Source organism: Endothiovibrio diazotrophicus, assembly GCF_054657215.1.
Window position 1 is genome coordinate 1 of record NZ_BAAHXB010000005.1, and the last position, 15,758, is coordinate 15,758.

Consider the following 15,758-nt stretch of genomic DNA (forward strand, 5'->3'; position numbering starts at 1 on the left):
GGCTTGCCGGACGTCGGTGCCGAGGTAGCGCTCGCCGGTGTCCGGGAGGGTCCCGTTCCATACCGTGGTGTCGAGCATCTCCGGGATGAAACCGGGGGCGGTGGAACGACAACGGGCCGCGCAAGCGGCCCGCTGAAATAGGCATCGTAATGAAGAAGGGGCCGCCGTGGCCCCTTCTTTCGTCAGCCTGCGTGGCTCTGAAGCATCGCGTAGAGCTTGTCCTTCAGCGAGACGCGCTTGAACTTCAGCTCTTCGGCGTGTTCGTCGGTGATCGGGGTGCCTTCCTGTTCGATCTTCAGGATCTCGGCGTCGAGGGCGGTGTATTCGTCCATCAGCGCGGCGAATTCCGCATTTTCTTCGTGCAGGCGGGTGATCAGCTCGGCGTGCTCCGGGAACTCGTGGGGCAGGTCGTGGCGCTCTCCAAACATGAATGCCTCCTAAGTGTGGCGGGGGGGAAACGGATTTTGCTATTTGGTGTATGGTCGTCGGGAATTTTTAAAAGCAAGTTTAGACCCTGACCGGTTACGATTGACAGCAGTTTCACCCCAACTTCCCATTTTTTCCGCCGTTCAACACGAGAAGGACTCATGCCCCGCTATACCTCCGATGCCATTCGCAATCTCTCCCTGGTCGGCCAGAGCGGCTGCGGCAAGACCTCCCTGGTGGAGGCGCTGCTCCACGCCGCCGGCGCCCTGTCCGCTGCCGGTTCGGTCGAGCGCGGCAACACCGTCTGCGACTTCGACCCGCTGGAGAAGCGCTACCAGCACTCGCTCTCCGCCGCGGTGGTCGGTTTCGACCACGACAACATCCACGTCAACCTGATCGACACCCCCGGCATGGCGGACTTCATCGGCCAGGCGATCGCCACCTTCCCGGCGGTGGAGACCGTGGCGGTGGTGATCAACGCCCAGTCCGGCATCGAGCCGGTGACCCGGCGGATGCTGGAGTGGGCGGCGGCGCGCAAGCTCTGCCGGATGATCATCGTCAACCGCATCGACGCCGAGGGCGTCGACCTGCCGGCACTGGTTGCCGCGATCCGCGAGGAGTTCGGCGCCGAGTGCCTGCCGATCAACCTTCCCGCCGATAGCGGTTCGCGGGTGGTCGATTGTTTCTACAACCCGGAGGGGGAGGCCGACTTCTCCTCGGTCAGTGATGCCCACGGCCAGATCCTCGATCAGGTGGTGGAGGTGGACGAGGCGATGATGGAACTCTACCTGGAGCAGGGGCAGTCGCTCTCTCCCGAGCAACTCCACGACCCCTTCGAGCAGGCGCTGCGCGAGGGGCACCTGGTACCGGTCTGCTTCACCTCGGCGCGCAGCGGCGCCGGCATCAAGGAGCTGCTCTCGCTCTGCGAGCGGCTGATGCCCAACCCGCTGGAGGGCAACCCGCGCCCCTTCCTCAAGGGCGAGGGGAGCGCCGCCGAGGCCTTCACCGCCGAGCCCGACCCGCAGAAGCACGTGGTCGCCCACGTCTTCAAGGTGACCGCCGACCCCTTCGTCGGCAAGTTGGGCATTTTCCGCATCCATCAGGGGACGGTGACCAAGGAGAGCCAACTCTTCGTCGGCGACGGGCGCAAGCCGTTCAAGGTGGGCCATCTGTTCAAGCTCCAGGGCAAGGAGCAGATCGAGGTGGACGCCGGCATCCCCGGCGACATCTGCGCGGTGGCCAAGGTCGACGAGCTGCACTTCGACGCGGTGCTCCACGACTCCCACGACGAGGACTTCATCCACCTCAAGCCGCTGCCCTTCCCGGTGCCGGTGTTCGGCTTGGCGGTGGAGGGGGGCTCGCGGGGCGACGAGCAGCGCCTCTCCGGTTCGCTGGAGCGGCTGGTGGACGAGGACCCCTGTCTGGTGCTGGAGCACGACGTGCAGCAGAACGAGCTGGTGCTGCGCGGCTTGGGCGAGCTGCACCTGCGGGTCGCCCTGGAGCAGATGAAGGAGCGCTTCAAGGTGGAGGCCTCCACCCGCCCGCCGCGCATCCCCTACCGCGAGACCATCGCCGCCGCAGCCGAGGGGCAGTACCGCCACAAGAAGCAGACCGGCGGTGCCGGCCAGTTCGGCGAGGTGTCGCTGAAGATCGCACCGCTCGAGCGCGGCGCCGGCTTCGTCTTCAAGGACGAGGTGAAGGGCGGCACCATCCCCGGCCAGTTCATCCCGGCGGTGGAGAAGGGGGTGCGTCAGGCAATGGCCGATGGCGCGGTGGCCGGTTACCCGATGCAGGACATCGAGGTGACGGTGCTCGACGGCAAGCACCACTCGGTGGACTCCAAGGAGGTGGCCTTCGTCGCCGCCGGCAAGCACGCCTTCCTCAGCGCGGTGGCCAACGCCAAGCCGCTGGTGCTGGAGCCGGTGGTGAGCCTGGAGCTGGTGGTGCCGCCGGATGCGATGGGTTCGGTGTCGGGGGACCTCACCGGTCGGCGCGGCCAGGTGTTGGGCACCCGCGCGCTGCCCGGCGGCGATCTCACCATCGAGGCGCAGGCGCCGTTGAGTGAGCTGGCCGACTACGCCGGCAAGCTGAAGTCGATGACCGGCGGCCACGGCAGCTACACGTTGGAGTTCAGCCACTACCAGCCGGCGCCGCACACGGTGCAGCAGGAGCTGGCGGCGCAGTGGAAGCCGCGGGAAGAGGAAGATTGACGAAAACAGGCCGGCGCCGCTCTTGGGGAGCGGCGCCGGCCTGTTTTCGTGTGTGGGCATAGAAGGGCGGGCCGTGCCCGCCGCGGCGTTGAATCCCGGTTCAGCGTCGGTGCCGACGGAGAGGCCGCGGTGGGCGCGGCCCACCCTATAAAGCGAGGGTTCTTGGGTAGGGTGTGCCGACGTCAGGAGGCGCACCGGTCGGAAAGAACTTCGCGAATAGGCCGGTACAAGCCTTCAACGATGCGGGCTCCGGTCACCGTGGCGCGCACGGCGCGCCCTATAGGGCGGCCCGTGGCCGCCATGCGGAACGGGGGCACTTCGCGACAAGGCCGTACCCGTTGAGAAATGTCGCAACAGCTGACTCAGACATGGCTTTGCAAAAGCCGTTGCCACGCGGGATGATCGGCGATCCGCCCCAGCGCCTCTTCCAGCAACCCCTTGCCCGGCTCGGTGCGGTGCCAGGTGGAGGCCCCGGAGGGATGGGGCAGGGGGATCATGTCAGCGCTGAACCCTTCCAGATCGACCACGTGACGTGCCCCGATCACCTCGGTCAGCTTTTTGAACGCCACGAACCGCCCGATCGCCAGCTTCCCTACCGGGATGATCAGCTGCGGCTTCAGTATCGCCAACTCCGCCGCCATCCAACGGGCACAGCGGGCGATCTCCTCCTCGTCCGGCACCCGATCCCCGCCCTTCGGCTTCTTGCCGGGAAAACAGCGGCAGACCGCCGCCATGTAGACCCGCGAGCGGAACGCCTCCTCGTCCAGGCCGATCCCGGCGAACCATTTGAACAGCGTCTTCCCCGCGGTCCAGGCGAAGGGACGGCCGAACGCCCCCTCCTTCGGTCCCGGTGCCTGGCCGATCAGCATCACCTTGGAGACCACCGGCCGGCCGGTGACCACCGGGCCGATCATCGCCGGGCAGGCGGTGCAGGCGCGGAGGGCGGATTGGTGTGTTTCGAGTTGTTGGATGGTGGGCAAAATAGGTCCTTATCCTCGGTGTGTCGGGTGTCTTCGGTCACTTGTAGAAGCGGCCCCAAGGCCGCGATGTTCGGGAAGAATCGCGGCCTTGGGGCCGCTCCTACAGGGTGGCTACGATTAACGGCACGGTCATTTCCGCCTCGCTGGTTCCGCCGTGGACGCCCACATGGTGGAACGCCTTCTCGCCGGCCAGTTGATCCTTGATCACCCAGTTCTCCTTCATCATCAAGGTGTAGTGGCCGACCCGCTGCCACAGTCGCGGGTGTGGCTCGCCGAGGCCGAACCACCCCTCATCGATCAGCCGTTCACTCGCCACCGCCTCGCAGCAGTGGTCGAAGTGCTCACCCACGTAATCGAGAAAGCGCTTCTCCCGGCCCGGGTGGAGATAGCAGTAGGCGGCGCGCGGCTCCCCGCACAGCGGCAGGGCCAGGCAGTCGGCCAGCGTGGGATGGTCGGCGAGGTGGACCACCCGCTCCCGAGTGGTGTCGATGAAGCCGTGGTCGGCGGTGGCGATCACCACCGTGTCGGTGCCGGCCAAGGATTTCAGCAAGGCACCGAAGCCGCGGTCCAGCGCTTCGAACTGTTCGGCCACCTGCCGGCTCTGCGTGCCGTGCTCGTGGGCCAGGGCGTCGTACTCCGGCCAGTAGCCGTAGACGTACTTGCGTCCGCCACCGCCGCGCACCGCCCGCGTGACCTCGCGGAAGAAGCCGCCCATGGAGTTGAAGCGATGGAGCTTCGCCCTGCCCTGGTGGGCGCGGTTGAAGGGGGAGTCGGCGATCCAGCGCGGCACCACGCTGTGGCACTCCACTGCCAGGCGATCCATCAGCGGGGTGTGGCCGAAAAAGGCGGCGGGTTCGATCCCGTGGTCGGCGTAGCTGGTCTTGCGCGTCACCCGCGGCTGATAGGGGAGCACCGCCGCCACCCCGCCCAGCTCCTTGAAGTGGACGAACCAGCCGGTCAGCCCATGCTGCTGCGGCGCCTCGCCGGTGAGGAAGGTGGTGATCGCCGAGGCGGTGGTGGGGGGGAAGACCGAGTTCATGGCGCCGACGCAGCACTGCGCCAGGTTGCTCGCCGCCCGCTCGCGCAGCCAGTGGTAGCCGAGGCCGTCGAGCACCAGCAGCACCACGTTGCGGGTGCAGGCCAGCCGCTCCGACGGCAGTGCCGTCAGCGGCGCGTAGATCCCCTCGTCGCCGCCCAGGGCGGAGGTGAGGGAGGCCATCAGATTGACGATGGAGCGGCTGTGGTAGTCAGGAGGTGTCATTCCGGTTTCCTTCGAAGCTCGATTCCGGCCAACCCTTCGAAATCCGCATCCTGAGTCCATACGGTGGCGTGGTGAAGCCGACCGGCGTCCTCGCCCCGCCGTCGTCGCAGCCATTTGTGGACTTCGAGGATGCAGAGGGCGAGCCCTTAGGGCTCGCGAAAGAATAACTTCCTGTCTTGGGACGCCGATCCATTCCCTCCGGCGGCGTTGCACAAAGGGTTGCATACAACGAGCATGCGCCCCTTTGCGCGCCTTGCCGGAGGGGCGTCTCGACGCCCCAAGACAGGAAGTTATTCCTTCGCGAGCCCTTACAGTAGCACCTGTTCGATTCCGCCGCCGTTCACCCGGTTGATGAACGCGTTCTGCCGATTCTCCCCCATCAACCGCATGGCCAGCTCAATCACCACATAATCAGGGGTGAGTCCGCCCTCGTCCCGACAACGCGACAATCCTTGCAGACAGGCCAGGCAGGTGGTGAGCGGTTTCACCTCGGGCATCTCTTCGGCGTTGCCGTGCAGCGCATGGATCCCATTGGCGATCTCGCGGGCCTTGCGGTGACGCACCTGACTGGCGACGTCCGGCCGTGAGACGGCGAACGTGCCGGCCTCGCCGCAGCAGCGTTCGTACCGCACGGGAGCGCTCGCGGGGCGGTGAAGGTGGGATTTTTCGAGGGGCCTCGTCGGTCTTGTATGACGGCGTCATATTGCCTACGATTGCGGTGCGTACAGTGCCGGGAGGAGACGCCCCATGCGGATCAACGCACGGCTCGACGACGAGCATGCCGACAAGCTTACCTATCTGCTGGATACCGGCCACGGCAAGGTGACCGACGTGGTGAAGCGGGGCATCGACCTCTATTACGACGAGGTACGGCGACGGGAAGGCGCGGGTGTCCGCCGCCTGCTAGAGAGCGACTTCGTCGGCTGTGCCGAAGGGGATGAAGCGCTTTCCAGCCGTTACAAGGACGAACTCTCCGGCCAGCTCGGCGACAAGCATGGTCATCGCTGATACCGGCTTTTTCCTGGCGCTGGCCAACCGACGGGATCGGCACCATCCGGCAGCGGTCGAAGCCCTTGCCTCTCTGCGCGAACCCCTCATCACCACTTGGCCGGTCGTCACCGAGACGTGCCACCTGCTCGCCAACCGACTGGACGTTCGTGCCGAACAGCGCTTCCTGGCGCTGTTGGCCGACGGTGACGTTCAGCTCTTCGCGCTGGAACAAGGCGACATTCCCCACATCAACGCGCTGATCGAAAAGTATGCCGACCTGCCGATGGACCTCGCGGACGCATCGCTGGTCCTGCTGGCGGAGAATCTCGGGCACGGGCGCATCCTCTCCACCGACCAGCGGGACTTCATGGCCTATCGCTGGAAGAACCGCGAACCGTTCCGGAACCTGCTGCTTAGTGAGGAGAGATCAGGGTAACCGTAGGAAAGTGCCCTCGTACTCGTCGGGTGTCCCGCGTCAACAGCGGAAGACCGGTCACAGCGGCGTGGGCAGCGATGAAAAAGTCGGGTAGCGGTGCCCGTTTCTGCCCCTTGTCGCGACGGTAATCGAGGAAGACCTTGCCGGCGAGGAACAGCGCCTCTCTCGGCATTGCCAAGTGCTCAAGCCCGAATCCTCGGATGGTCGCCTCGACCTCTTCGATGGTCGCGAAGCCGATGGAGAGCTCACTGTAGACCATGTCGTTGTAGAACAGCGGCGCTCGCTCGGCCGCGGATTCGAGCTGGGAAAGGCTCCAATCCAACCAGTTCGCATCACCCTGCACCACATCCCGCAGGACGCAGGTATCGACCAGCGTCCCGCTCACTCCTCGCCTCGGGTGAGTTGCATGATCTCGTCGGTGGTCATGCGCACCGAGGCGCTCCCCACCAGATGGTGGAACCGGGTGGGGCGGCGATCTCCTCGTTTGACCAAAACCACCTTGTCGCCCTCCTCGATGAAGTCCACTTCACTGTGGGCGGTGATGCCGAGTCGCTCGCGGATCGCCTGGGGAATGGTGACCTGGCCTTTGCTGGTGACGCGCATGATGGTGCCTCAATGGAACGGTACGACAGTAAGAGTAATACTCTTACCAGTTGGTAGCCATTTCGCGACAAAATGGCCGACTTTCGGAGCTATCGACCGCGATGCCGCCCGAAAGGGGCCGACGCGGAAGTCCAACGGAAGGTACGCCTGGGCGACCGTCCACGGTTGACACCTCCTTGATCTTATCGTGGCGTCTTGTTGGTATGGCATATATTGCCAACCGGGCTACAATGGAATCTCCTTCAACCTCTACTGGAGCTGCTTTCCATGCCGACTCGCAACGTGGTGATCACCGACCAACAGGCGGAGATGGTTGAACGACTCGTCGCCTCGGGGCGCTACCAGAATGCCAGCGAAGTGTTGCGGGACGGGCTGCGCCTGCTGCAGAGCCGCGAGCAGCGGGAGGCGGCCCGGTTGGAGGCCCTGCGCACCGCCCTCGACGAAGCGGAGGCCGCCGTTGCCGCCGATGACCTGTACGACTACACCCCGTCACTGCTTGAGGAGATCGAGCACGAATCCTCCCTTTCGGCACAGGGGGCATAGGGTTGGGCCACGTGCGCCTCACCGGCCCGGCCCGTCGGGATATCGCACGGATACTTCAATGGAGTGGGACCCGGTTCGGAGAGTCCTCCCTGCTGCGTTACCGGCATCTGATCGATCACGCCTTGCAGGATCTGGCCGCAGACGCGGCGCGGGTCGGTGTTCGACCCATCGACGATATCCGTGCCGGATACTTCGTCTACCACCTGAAATGGAGTCGAAACCGCGCCGGCTATCCTCCGGTACGTCATCCCCGCCACCTCATCGCGTTTTTCATTGACCGGTCGGGCGTGGTGATCGTCGCCCGCCTTTTCCACGAACGCCAGATGCTCGAAGAGCATCTGATGGATGAGCCGCCGGGATGAGCGACAACCTTTCGAACCGCTTTCCATGCCGGCTCGTGACTCGGCCTTCGACCTCGCGGTGGATCACCGCCTACAGATTTTGGGCGCGCTCATCCTCTCGGTCACCGCCGAGAGCGGCTGCCGCCTGCTGTTGAACGAAAGACCTTCAAGAGGGATTCGTGTGGCGCGGAGTCACTGTGGTGAATCCCTTTTCCGAGGGGGACCATCCGTTGATTCAAACCCTCCTTGCCGACCGCTGATCCGGGTTGTAAGCATGTTGGGCTTCGTCCTGAAATTCATGACAGATCGGCGGCGACGAGTTCCGGTATGCTTAACGCAAACCGTTTCCGAGTCTCCATCCCGCGGACAAGACCCGTGCCCGACGCTCAGCGCAAAATCGAACACCGAATCCTCGCCCAGCACCGGGTGATTGCCGAGCGTCTGCGCAGCGATCCCGGTGCGGTGATCGCTCGTGCCCGCGCCAATCTCGATCGCTGGGCGAAAAAATACGGCGACGACGAGCGTCCGCGTTGGATGAGGGAGTGGATGGCCCTGCTCGACGGTCCGGTCGATGCCATTCTGGAGCTACTCACTTCCCGCGCCGAGCGGGCCGTTCGACTGCGCTCCTCCTCTCCGTTCGCCGGCGTGATCAGCGCTCGGGAGCGGTGGCGAATTCTCAAGGAGGCGGATCGTGAAGCGTCATGAGCTGGAACACCTGATCCGCGCCGCCGGCGCCGTCGCCGACGAACTGGAGGTCATCGTCGTTGGTAGCCAGGCCATCCTCGGCCAGTTTCCCAACGCCCCCGCCGATGCCTTGCTCTCCATGGAGGCGGATTTGATCCCGGTGCTCCACCCGGAACGGTGGAACCTGATCGACGGTGTTCTCGGCGAGGGGTCGCCGTTTCATGAGGAGTATGGTTACTACGCCGATGGTGTGGAAACCACCACCGCGGTTCTTCCCCGAGGCTGGAAGAAACGATTGATCCCTATCCGGAATGAAAACACGCGAGGCGTGACCGGGCTTTGCCTGGAGGTGCATGATCTGCTGGTTTCCAAATATGTGGCCGGCCGGGAGAAGGACCTGGAGTTCTGCTCACTGGTGGTGAGGAGTGGTATGGCGGACGTCCAAACGCTGTTGGCGCGGGTGGAGGCTACGGAGCTTGATCGGGAAAGGCTCGAAGTGGTCAAGGGGAGGGTTCGGCGGGATGGGGGGTGAGTCCTGCTGGCAACGTGAAAGACTTGACCCCATGGCTCGGTCGACGGCAGGCTGGCCAACGCCACCGGTGAATTGCTCTACGAGCTGCTGCGCGATACCGATACGGTGCTGCGAGAGTATCAGCGGCGCTGTCCTTGACCCCAACACAACTTCGGGGAGGCATAGGCCTCCCCTCTTTATATTTCGGCATAACGAATAAGGTTAGATCGCGCTCTTTGCAATGGGTGTCCCGCTAATTCCTTAGTGGGTCAATTGGTGGATGACAAAGTCCGAAATCTGCCCCAAGATGCGTATTGTTTGAATAATCATAAACACTGCCACCAGCAAGCTGTATACGTTGCGTTTCAGCCAATCAACTGCGATCTCCAGCTTAGTTTGGTCATCGTTGACAATTGGAATGTCCGACACCTCCAACAACTGATGACGTATGGGCGCGCGATTAACGAGCATGCGATATAGTTGCTGGGAAACGAGCATTACCCAACTAGAACTAGCCGCAGCAAGAAAGAGAGCAAAAATACCAAGATGCATTCCTGTGGCAGACTCTGTTTGTCCCCGGAAAATGTAAAGCACCGCAAGGAGCGAGAAAAGAAACATGCCGCACTCCCTCATGACCAGCGTCTTTTCGATGAATTTTAGATGCTGCACAGTATCTTGTTGCGTGTCCATTCCTTTTATGATTTGCCGACGCTCGCTTAGCCGCTTCAACCACAAAGAAGAAAACAGGCGGCGTCCAATCAGCGCCGTTGCCCCATAAAACAGCACCAGCGCATACGTGATAGCTGACCAGATTCCGTGACTATCCATTCCCGGCGAAATGGACTCCATCGCCGCGTGGGTGGATCCGGCAACCAAAAGGCTGTATATGTGAGGCTCGACACCGGTAGCTCCGGCGATATAGGTAGCGGTTTCTATATTTTCGGATTTGACGCTAGAGTTTGTGTTGGTTCGTGCAGAAACGAGAACAACTTCCTTTCGATTGATCCACGCCCACGCGACGAATGCCGAAAAAAGAACTCCAAAAACAATCCATCCTTGTAGCTCGCTCACATTCTGGGAAATCATATATGGCGTTCCCTGTAATAAAAAACAATATGCAAGCCAGACAGCCATAAGAGATAAGCCAGAATAATTCTCTACGTTGAAAGCGATGGACTGCCCGATGCGGGAGACAATTATTGCAGAGGCAAAGAAAAGAATCTGCCCAGAGATAGAAAAAAAATTGCCTCCCGACCATGCCCATGGCGTGACCAACAGAGAAATGGCGATCTGGGGTATAAGAATGAAAGAGTATCCTGTGATATACAAAGAGTCTATATGGAACCGATTTCGAAAAATTAAGTGCGAAATAACAAACATTGCAACCATGCTGGAAAATGTTGCAGCAGTAACAGGGGCGATATCTAGCAAACCACCAAAAGCAAGGAGGTCGACCATTATTAACCAGCCGTCGGTATGTACAGGTCGTCCTGTAGGGCCGTAGTATGTCAGCAGCATAAAAGCCGCCAGGAAAATACCACTGCTAAGCAGCGCCAGCCCGGTTCGCCTTTCCAATATGGCATTCTTAATATTTTTCGCAAACGCTAGCGCGCGAGTTCTCCAAACGGGAAGTGGGCCAACCAATTGACGCTCTCGCAGGAACAGCAAAAAAAGACGAATCCACCGATGATTTATCTTTTGACGAGATTCAGCCACTCCTTCTGCCCGCTCTAGGTCCCTCCATCGCCCGATGGCCGTATAAATTCGATCCGGAGTCTGTAATGTGTGCAGTGGCGCTTCATTTAGAAAGCGTGTTAGCAAATGGACAAGACTGTCTGGCCCAAAACTTTCCTCTGTATGAATATTTGAATGCCCTCCGAACTCACTAATGAGAGAGTTTATGGTGCGCGCCGAACTTCGTTCTGCAGAAGAAAGATTCAAATGGCTCGCATCCCATTCAAAGTTAGATTTTGGTTTGGTTTCTGTTGTTATAGAGAAATCTTCGTATATAAATAGATAGTTTAGACGTTCCGCGCTCTCGGCTAGTAGGAGGTGGCGTATAGTGAATGCTGGCAATGCGGATTCCACTTTGTCCCAGGCATTCAGGATGCGATCAGTAATCATTCTATACTGTTCCATCGCGCTGTCTTCCTGCTGTTTGACGCGGTGAATAATTCGCGCCCTTTCTTCGATAAATTCAGACCAAGGTAAAAATATACACCAATGAGCAATATCTCGTGGTCGACGCGACAGGCGAAGAAGATATCTGCAAAAACACCCGGAATCTATGCGCTCCATCACATTGGCCATAGCCGATCCCAAGGTTATCAGTAACGACGTAAATAGAATATCGTCGAAACAATTTCGACTGCGAATTATTTGGCGAAGTTCCACTAGAATGCTAGATAGCGTGTTTTGAATGGCCAGAACGGAATCGCTATCAGATGGGTCGGATTTTAATTTTTCTATATGCGTTCGAATTTGGGAAGCGAGCTGCTTTGTGGTTGGGCCATCCAGCCCATGAATTTGTTCTGCAAGTTGCTCAACATCCTCCAGTAGACGATCATGAGTTTTTTTGGCTCTGACAAATGCCTTCAGCCAGACGCAATATTGTTTCGATGCGCGATTCAGCACCGAGGTAAGTCGTTCAGTGATCCATTCCGAAAGAACACTGTGTGCTGTTTTGGGGGTTCGGCCCTCAATTTCTAGACTTGCATGGCGGGCATCTTCGTATGAAATGCCTATAGTATCAGATAGAATTCGCGCGACTTGAATGCCATCTTTGGCTCGAACCTCCGAGTAAGCGTCGAGTAGAGTTTTTAGTTCTTTATCTATATATCGCAGAACCAACCACTGAATAAAGGAGCGGGAAAGGCCATATTCAAGGTCGCCCAGAGTGTCTTCGCTGGTTTTTCCACGCAGTTGAACGAATTCCATCCACTCACCTATTTGTGGATTAATTTGCTCTTCGACATAAGACAACAGGCTTCTGTGCTGACGATATGAGAAGTTGTAAAAATGTATTTTGTCCTGGGCATGTTTTATCGATTTTGTTACCCATGGGTGCGAGATAGCCTCATTCTCTTTTATGCCCAGCGTTTGCATAAATTGGGATACTCGATCAGACGCGAATATCTTGACCACACGATCTTCTAGGGAAGAGATAAAAATTGCAGTATAGGGATCACCTTGCCTGCCGGCACGTCCGAGAAATTGACGGTCGTAACGAGGCTCAAACGCATGCCCTAGACACACTAAATGCATTCCTCCGCTTTGGCGCGCCGATTCACTCAAACGTATATCCACGCCGCGACCAGCTAACTGGGTCGCAACTACGACCACATCAGTCTCTCCCGCAGTTTTGAAAACTTCAGCGATATCACTGTCGTTTTTTCCAGACACCAGAAATAGGCGTTTGTCGCTCGGTAGTTGAGAGGAAAGAATGTTGTGAACATGTGTTGCGTGAGCTATTTCCTGGGTGCCTATGAGCACTGGTCGCCCATCTTTTGCAGCAGTCAACGCCTCGTTAATAGTGGCGCTTACGGCTTCGGGAAATGTCAAATATACGAGATCCTCTTTCAAACCATCGACCCGTTGTCGACGAGGCGGAATAACCAACGTGGGCAACCTATAATCCACAAAATACTCTAACGCATCCGTATCCAGCGTGCCTGACACACCTGATATATGACAGAAGCGGGAAAGCAACTGTTTCGGATTCATGGAGTGGATCGAGACTGCTTCCCCTCGCGGGTCAAAACCCAGATGCTGCTCTAGGGCAACCACCCAATCTAGAGTTGACGAGAATTCCAGCTGTCCGGTTATGCGGCTAATAGGAACAACGGTTCTTTCGTGAATAACGTAATCACGATCTTCCTGTACAATTCTTGTGGCAATGAACATGCGTTCGACAGCCTGTCGTATCAACAGATATCGGCTGGAGTCGGCTTTGCGCTGAGATAAGCTCTGTTTTAACTTCTCCTCTCCCAGTGGCGTTAAGCAGGCGGTCAACGACAATAGATCGACTTTTATATCGTCTTCGGGAACAAGGTTTTTAGCTAATATCGAGCTATCGGACCAGTCGAATGCTTCGGTTTTCAGAGATACGGTGATATTGTAATTGTTAGAAGATTGGTCCAGCAGTATAGAGTCTACTTCATCCAAAATAGCCGCTGTAAAACTGATGGGATAAGAGGGAGTGATGTATTCCGCACCGTCATTTAGCGCGCGGAACATAAGTTGCTCCAGCGTAGTATAAACCACTCGATGGCTCCACTCTTCCGAATCGGTAGTGAGAGCAAGGCCAACAGAAAGCCCCACGTAGTTCCAATAGTTTCGTGTTCGTCCGGCATCACGCCACGCAAGATATTTGTTTGCACAAACAATATAAACTTGATGATGTTTGCACGCAAGAGCGAAAGCCGCTGGAAGCAAAGCATAGGTCTTTCCTTCCCCGGTATCCATTTGTATCAAAACTTGTCCGCACAGAGAGACAGCGGCGCGAACTTGTTCTCTATATAAAAACGAGCCCGCGGGCAAATCCGCAGGCACACGACGGAATGCCTCAATGCCCAGCGCCAAGTTTTCAGTTGTTCTCGTATCCAGGCTCTCGCCGAGGAACGATAATCCCCGCAAAAAGGATAGAAGCCGATCCCAGGCATTGGAAGCCCCGAAGCGAGGCTCCCCTTCTCCAGCCAGGGCGGCTCCACATCGCGAACGAAGGTCGAAATCGCTGATGCTACGCAGCATGGCAGTTTGTTTGTCTACCGAACGTGTGCGGGTTTGAACAGTGCGCTCACCTATCAGTCGTGCGATACGATTACTCAAGTCGAAAAGATTCATTGGGATTGCATCTCTAGAAGTTGTGCTTTATATGGCGAGCATTTCTCAATATCACATCTCTTCCCATGCTGCCTGTTAATCATGTAAAAGAAAATTTGTTTCCTCGATAAAGAAATACAGGACAAATGCGTCTCTTGTTATTTTACTGGAGCGAAAAATCCAGTTTGCCTCTCCAGCAACTTAAAAGATATCGGGTATGTGCTCCAGGGTGCCAATATTCATCGCTCCGACAAAATGTCGATTGATGCGTAACATGATATTCCTGTTCCATCGTTCAACTGCTTAAGGAGCTACCGGAACCGCGGTGCTCTCCACCACACGCCGCAATACGAAGCTGGAGTGTACCTCCGTCACTCCATCGATTCGGGTGATCTTTTCCAGCAGCAGATGCTGAAAGGCATCCATATCCCGCACCACCACCTTGAGCTGGTAGTCGGCGTCCTGGCCGGTGATCAGCAGGCACTCCAGCACCTCCGGCAGTTCGGCGACCTTCTCCTCGAAGTTGGTGAAGGGCGCGCGGGGTCAGGTCTTGCAATTTGCATCCAGCCACTCGAGGCGGGATGGGGGGGGGCGTGATGCGCGACTGAAAGGAGGGAGATTGTGTCCTCGCCTTCCCCTTTCGCACTTCCCGACTCTTACACCCAGTTTTCAAGCCGCACCCCTTTGACCCGCTCAAATTCACGAGGGTTGTTGCTGACCAATACAAGACCCCGGCGACGGGCCTGACCGGCGATTTGGAGGTCATAAGGCCCAGTCAGTTGGCCGGATTCCGCTAGCGTGGCGCGGATCTGACCGGCCTCCAACGCATCTGTATTGTCGAAGGCGAGGATCGAAAGCGTTCCGCCTTCGATTGGAGCCTGACCCAGTTGGAGGCGGCGGCTGAACGAGGGCCGCTGATCTACCGCGCTCGACCTTCCGCTCCTCACCCGTGACACCAACAGGGGCCTCGGGCATTTTTCCGCCGTCACGTCGATTTCACCGCACTGACGAATCGCTACCGTCTCGGTGGTGAAATTTGGCTAAGCCGCCTTCAGATGCATATCCACATGGATATCCGCGTAGGGGCAGAGCAGCTTGCCCTGGTCGTCTTTTTCGATAAGGCCCAGTTCGAGGAGTACGCCCACGTCGTCATGGACACGACGGACGTCGCGCTCCACCCGGCGGGCCAGTTCGCGTACGCCGACCACCCCGTCTCGTTGCAGCACCCGCACCAGCTCCCAGCGCCGCTCGGTGAGTTTACCGAAGAATAGACCGGGGGTGGCGAAACCCAGGCGTTCGCCCTGGTAGCCCCCCGCGGCGGCTTGCTTGGCGGCACGGCGGAGGTCGGATTGCCAGTCGTCGTCGATGGTGATGGTCAGGGTTCGCTTCATGGGGCTCTCCGTTTGGCCACTTCAGACAGAAAATCTTCGACAAGCGCCTCGATGGAGGTGAATACGTAGGGACGTTCCTCGCCGTCCAGGTGACAGTGGTCGCCCTTACCCCGCTCGTTGTCATAGCCGACGATCCTTTCGCCGGCGACGATATAGACCAATCGGTATTTGATCAGGTGCTCCGATGGATCGACGGGCGCGGGGACTTCCCAGATCACCATCTCGACCCTTTCGGTCTCGGATAGGATCTCCTTCCTTCGGGTGATCAGGCGCGCGTCCATGTTGGCAAGCGTGGCAACAATAACGAGCGTTGTCAAATTTGACAACGACTACGGCTCGCCGCCCCGCGCGACCGTTTACGCCGCCGCTCGCGGCGGCCGCGCGCGCGTGCGCGGCGCGCGCGTGAGGTCTTTCCTTTTGCATTAAGGTCAGGTTCTTGACTCCGGTTTTTCTGAGCTGGAACTCCTGATCCGTGCCGCCGTCGCCGACGAACTGGAGGTCATCGGTGCCAGTCCATCCTCGGCCAGTTTCTCAGCGCCCCCCGATGATGCGCTGCTTTCC

Annotated in this window: 17 protein-coding genes and 1 pseudogene; 7 read left to right on the forward strand and 11 right to left on the reverse strand. The window is 58.9% G+C overall.

From position 1 onward, the window contains the following. Window positions 1-182 precede the first annotated feature (182 nt). A complete protein-coding gene (locus ACYQ2W_RS02370) occupies window positions 183-428 on the reverse strand; it encodes an HP1242/YdcH family protein (RefSeq protein WP_459862988.1) in 246 nt (81 codons plus the stop codon). Window positions 429-587: 159 nt separating this feature from the next. Between ACYQ2W_RS02370 and fusA the strand changes: the two genes are divergently transcribed. Continuing rightward, entirely contained in the window at window positions 588-2,636 is a 2,049-nt protein-coding gene (gene fusA, locus ACYQ2W_RS02375; RefSeq protein ID WP_459862989.1) for an elongation factor G, read from the forward strand. 362 nt (window positions 2,637-2,998) lie between these two features. Here the strand turns inward: fusA and ACYQ2W_RS02380 are convergent, their stop codons facing one another. The 3 genes from ACYQ2W_RS02380 to ACYQ2W_RS02390 all read right to left on the reverse strand — a co-directional run bounded on the left by ACYQ2W_RS02380 (window position 2,999) and on the right by ACYQ2W_RS02390 (window position 5,509). After that, window positions 2,999-3,616, reverse strand: coding sequence for a uracil-DNA glycosylase family protein (locus ACYQ2W_RS02380; protein ID WP_459862990.1), 618 nt, complete (start codon window positions 3,614-3,616; stop codon window positions 2,999-3,001). A 100-nt stretch (window positions 3,617-3,716) separates the two neighbouring features. After that, window positions 3,717-4,877, reverse strand: a complete 1,161-nt coding sequence (locus ACYQ2W_RS02385; protein ID WP_459862991.1) for an alkaline phosphatase family protein — start codon at window positions 4,875-4,877, stop codon at window positions 3,717-3,719. 308 nt (window positions 4,878-5,185) lie between these two features. Further along, window positions 5,186-5,509 carry a DUF3400 domain-containing protein gene (locus ACYQ2W_RS02390; RefSeq protein ID WP_459862992.1) on the reverse strand — a complete coding sequence of 108 codons (324 nt, stop codon included), beginning with the start codon at window positions 5,507-5,509 and terminating at the stop codon, window positions 5,186-5,188. Window positions 5,510-5,624: 115 nt separating this feature from the next. Here ACYQ2W_RS02390 and ACYQ2W_RS02395 point away from each other — a divergent pair, with 115 nt between their 5' ends. Next, on the forward strand, window positions 5,625-5,885 hold the full coding sequence (locus ACYQ2W_RS02395) for a hypothetical protein (RefSeq protein WP_459862993.1): 261 nt from the start codon (window positions 5,625-5,627) through the stop codon (window positions 5,883-5,885). Beyond that, a complete protein-coding gene (locus ACYQ2W_RS02400) occupies window positions 5,872-6,303 on the forward strand; it encodes a type II toxin-antitoxin system VapC family toxin (protein WP_459862994.1) in 432 nt (143 codons plus the stop codon). Before ACYQ2W_RS02395 ends, ACYQ2W_RS02400 begins: the two co-directional genes overlap by 14 nt. Here ACYQ2W_RS02400 and ACYQ2W_RS02405 read toward each other — a convergent pair. Continuing rightward, window positions 6,281-6,688 (reverse strand): type II toxin-antitoxin system VapC family toxin, encoded by a 408-nt coding sequence (locus tag ACYQ2W_RS02405; RefSeq protein WP_459862995.1) that lies wholly within the window; start codon window positions 6,686-6,688, stop codon window positions 6,281-6,283. The two genes, ACYQ2W_RS02400 and ACYQ2W_RS02405, sit on opposite strands and share 23 nt — an antisense overlap. Then, window positions 6,685-6,906, reverse strand: a complete 222-nt coding sequence (locus ACYQ2W_RS02410) for an AbrB/MazE/SpoVT family DNA-binding domain-containing protein (protein WP_459862997.1) — start codon at window positions 6,904-6,906, stop codon at window positions 6,685-6,687. Before ACYQ2W_RS02410 ends, ACYQ2W_RS02405 begins: the two co-directional genes overlap by 4 nt. A gap of 267 nt (window positions 6,907-7,173) precedes the next feature. On the opposite strand from ACYQ2W_RS02410, the gene ACYQ2W_RS02415 reads away from it, so the two are divergent. The 4 genes from ACYQ2W_RS02415 (at window position 7,174) to ACYQ2W_RS02430 (ending at window position 9,006) form a co-directional block, all read left to right on the forward strand. Next, window positions 7,174-7,449 carry a type II toxin-antitoxin system ParD family antitoxin gene (locus tag ACYQ2W_RS02415; protein ID WP_459862998.1) on the forward strand — a complete coding sequence of 92 codons (276 nt, stop codon included), beginning with the start codon at window positions 7,174-7,176 and terminating at the stop codon, window positions 7,447-7,449. Window positions 7,450-7,460: 11 nt separating this feature from the next. Beyond that, entirely contained in the window at window positions 7,461-7,811 is a 351-nt protein-coding gene (locus ACYQ2W_RS02420) for a type II toxin-antitoxin system RelE/ParE family toxin (RefSeq protein ID WP_459863080.1), read from the forward strand. A gap of 354 nt (window positions 7,812-8,165) precedes the next feature. Beyond that, complete coding sequence (locus ACYQ2W_RS02425) at window positions 8,166-8,495, forward strand: hypothetical protein (RefSeq protein WP_459862999.1); 330 nt, start codon at window positions 8,166-8,168, stop codon at window positions 8,493-8,495. Next, a complete protein-coding gene (locus ACYQ2W_RS02430) occupies window positions 8,482-9,006 on the forward strand; it encodes a DUF6036 family nucleotidyltransferase (protein ID WP_459863000.1) in 525 nt (174 codons plus the stop codon). The genes ACYQ2W_RS02425 and ACYQ2W_RS02430 overlap by 14 nt, the downstream gene beginning before the upstream one ends. A gap of 240 nt (window positions 9,007-9,246) precedes the next feature. Here the strand turns inward: ACYQ2W_RS02430 and ACYQ2W_RS02435 are convergent, their stop codons facing one another. The 5 genes and pseudogenes from ACYQ2W_RS02435 to ACYQ2W_RS02455 form a co-directional block, all read right to left on the reverse strand. Continuing rightward, complete coding sequence (locus tag ACYQ2W_RS02435; RefSeq protein WP_459863001.1) at window positions 9,247-13,827, reverse strand: preprotein translocase subunit SecA; 4,581 nt, start codon at window positions 13,825-13,827, stop codon at window positions 9,247-9,249. A gap of 282 nt (window positions 13,828-14,109) precedes the next feature. Further along, window positions 14,110-14,337 (reverse strand): annotated as a pseudogene (locus tag ACYQ2W_RS02440) (Lrp/AsnC ligand binding domain-containing protein); the annotation flags it as partial. A 125-nt stretch (window positions 14,338-14,462) separates the two neighbouring features. Beyond that, entirely contained in the window at window positions 14,463-14,795 is a 333-nt protein-coding gene (locus tag ACYQ2W_RS02445; RefSeq protein WP_459863002.1) for a PIN domain-containing protein, read from the reverse strand. Window positions 14,796-14,846: 51 nt separating this feature from the next. Continuing rightward, window positions 14,847-15,197: an HVO_A0114 family putative DNA-binding protein gene (locus ACYQ2W_RS02450; RefSeq protein WP_459863003.1), complete on the reverse strand. Its 351-nt coding sequence runs from the start codon at window positions 15,195-15,197 to the stop codon at window positions 14,847-14,849. Next, window positions 15,194-15,478: a toxin-antitoxin system TumE family protein gene (locus ACYQ2W_RS02455; RefSeq protein ID WP_459863004.1), complete on the reverse strand. Its 285-nt coding sequence runs from the start codon at window positions 15,476-15,478 to the stop codon at window positions 15,194-15,196. The genes ACYQ2W_RS02450 and ACYQ2W_RS02455 overlap by 4 nt, the downstream gene beginning before the upstream one ends. Window positions 15,479-15,758: the final 280 nt, after the last annotated feature.

Bases quoted from the DNA above. Each gene is read 5' to 3' on its own strand.
- ACYQ2W_RS02370 (WP_459862988.1), bottom strand. From the start codon at position 428: ATGTTTGGAGAGCGCCACGACCTGCCCCACGAGTTCCCGGAGCACGCC.
- fusA (WP_459862989.1), top strand. From the start codon at position 588: ATGCCCCGCTATACCTCCGATGCCATTCGCAATCTCTCCCTGGTCGGC.
- ACYQ2W_RS02385 (WP_459862991.1), bottom strand. From the start codon at position 4,877: ATGACACCTCCTGACTACCACAGCCGCTCCATCGTCAATCTGATGGCC.
- ACYQ2W_RS02395 (WP_459862993.1), top strand. From the start codon at position 5,625: ATGCGGATCAACGCACGGCTCGACGACGAGCATGCCGACAAGCTTACC.
- ACYQ2W_RS02400 (WP_459862994.1), top strand. From the start codon at position 5,872: ATGGTCATCGCTGATACCGGCTTTTTCCTGGCGCTGGCCAACCGACGG.
- ACYQ2W_RS02410 (WP_459862997.1), bottom strand. From the start codon at position 6,906: ATGCGCGTCACCAGCAAAGGCCAGGTCACCATTCCCCAGGCGATCCGC.
- ACYQ2W_RS02415 (WP_459862998.1), top strand. From the start codon at position 7,174: ATGCCGACTCGCAACGTGGTGATCACCGACCAACAGGCGGAGATGGTT.
- ACYQ2W_RS02435 (WP_459863001.1), bottom strand. From the start codon at position 13,827: ATGAATCTTTTCGACTTGAGTAATCGTATCGCACGACTGATAGGTGAG.
- ACYQ2W_RS02450 (WP_459863003.1), bottom strand. From the start codon at position 15,197: ATGAAGCGAACCCTGACCATCACCATCGACGACGACTGGCAATCCGAC.
- ACYQ2W_RS02455 (WP_459863004.1), bottom strand. From the start codon at position 15,478: ATGGACGCGCGCCTGATCACCCGAAGGAAGGAGATCCTATCCGAGACC.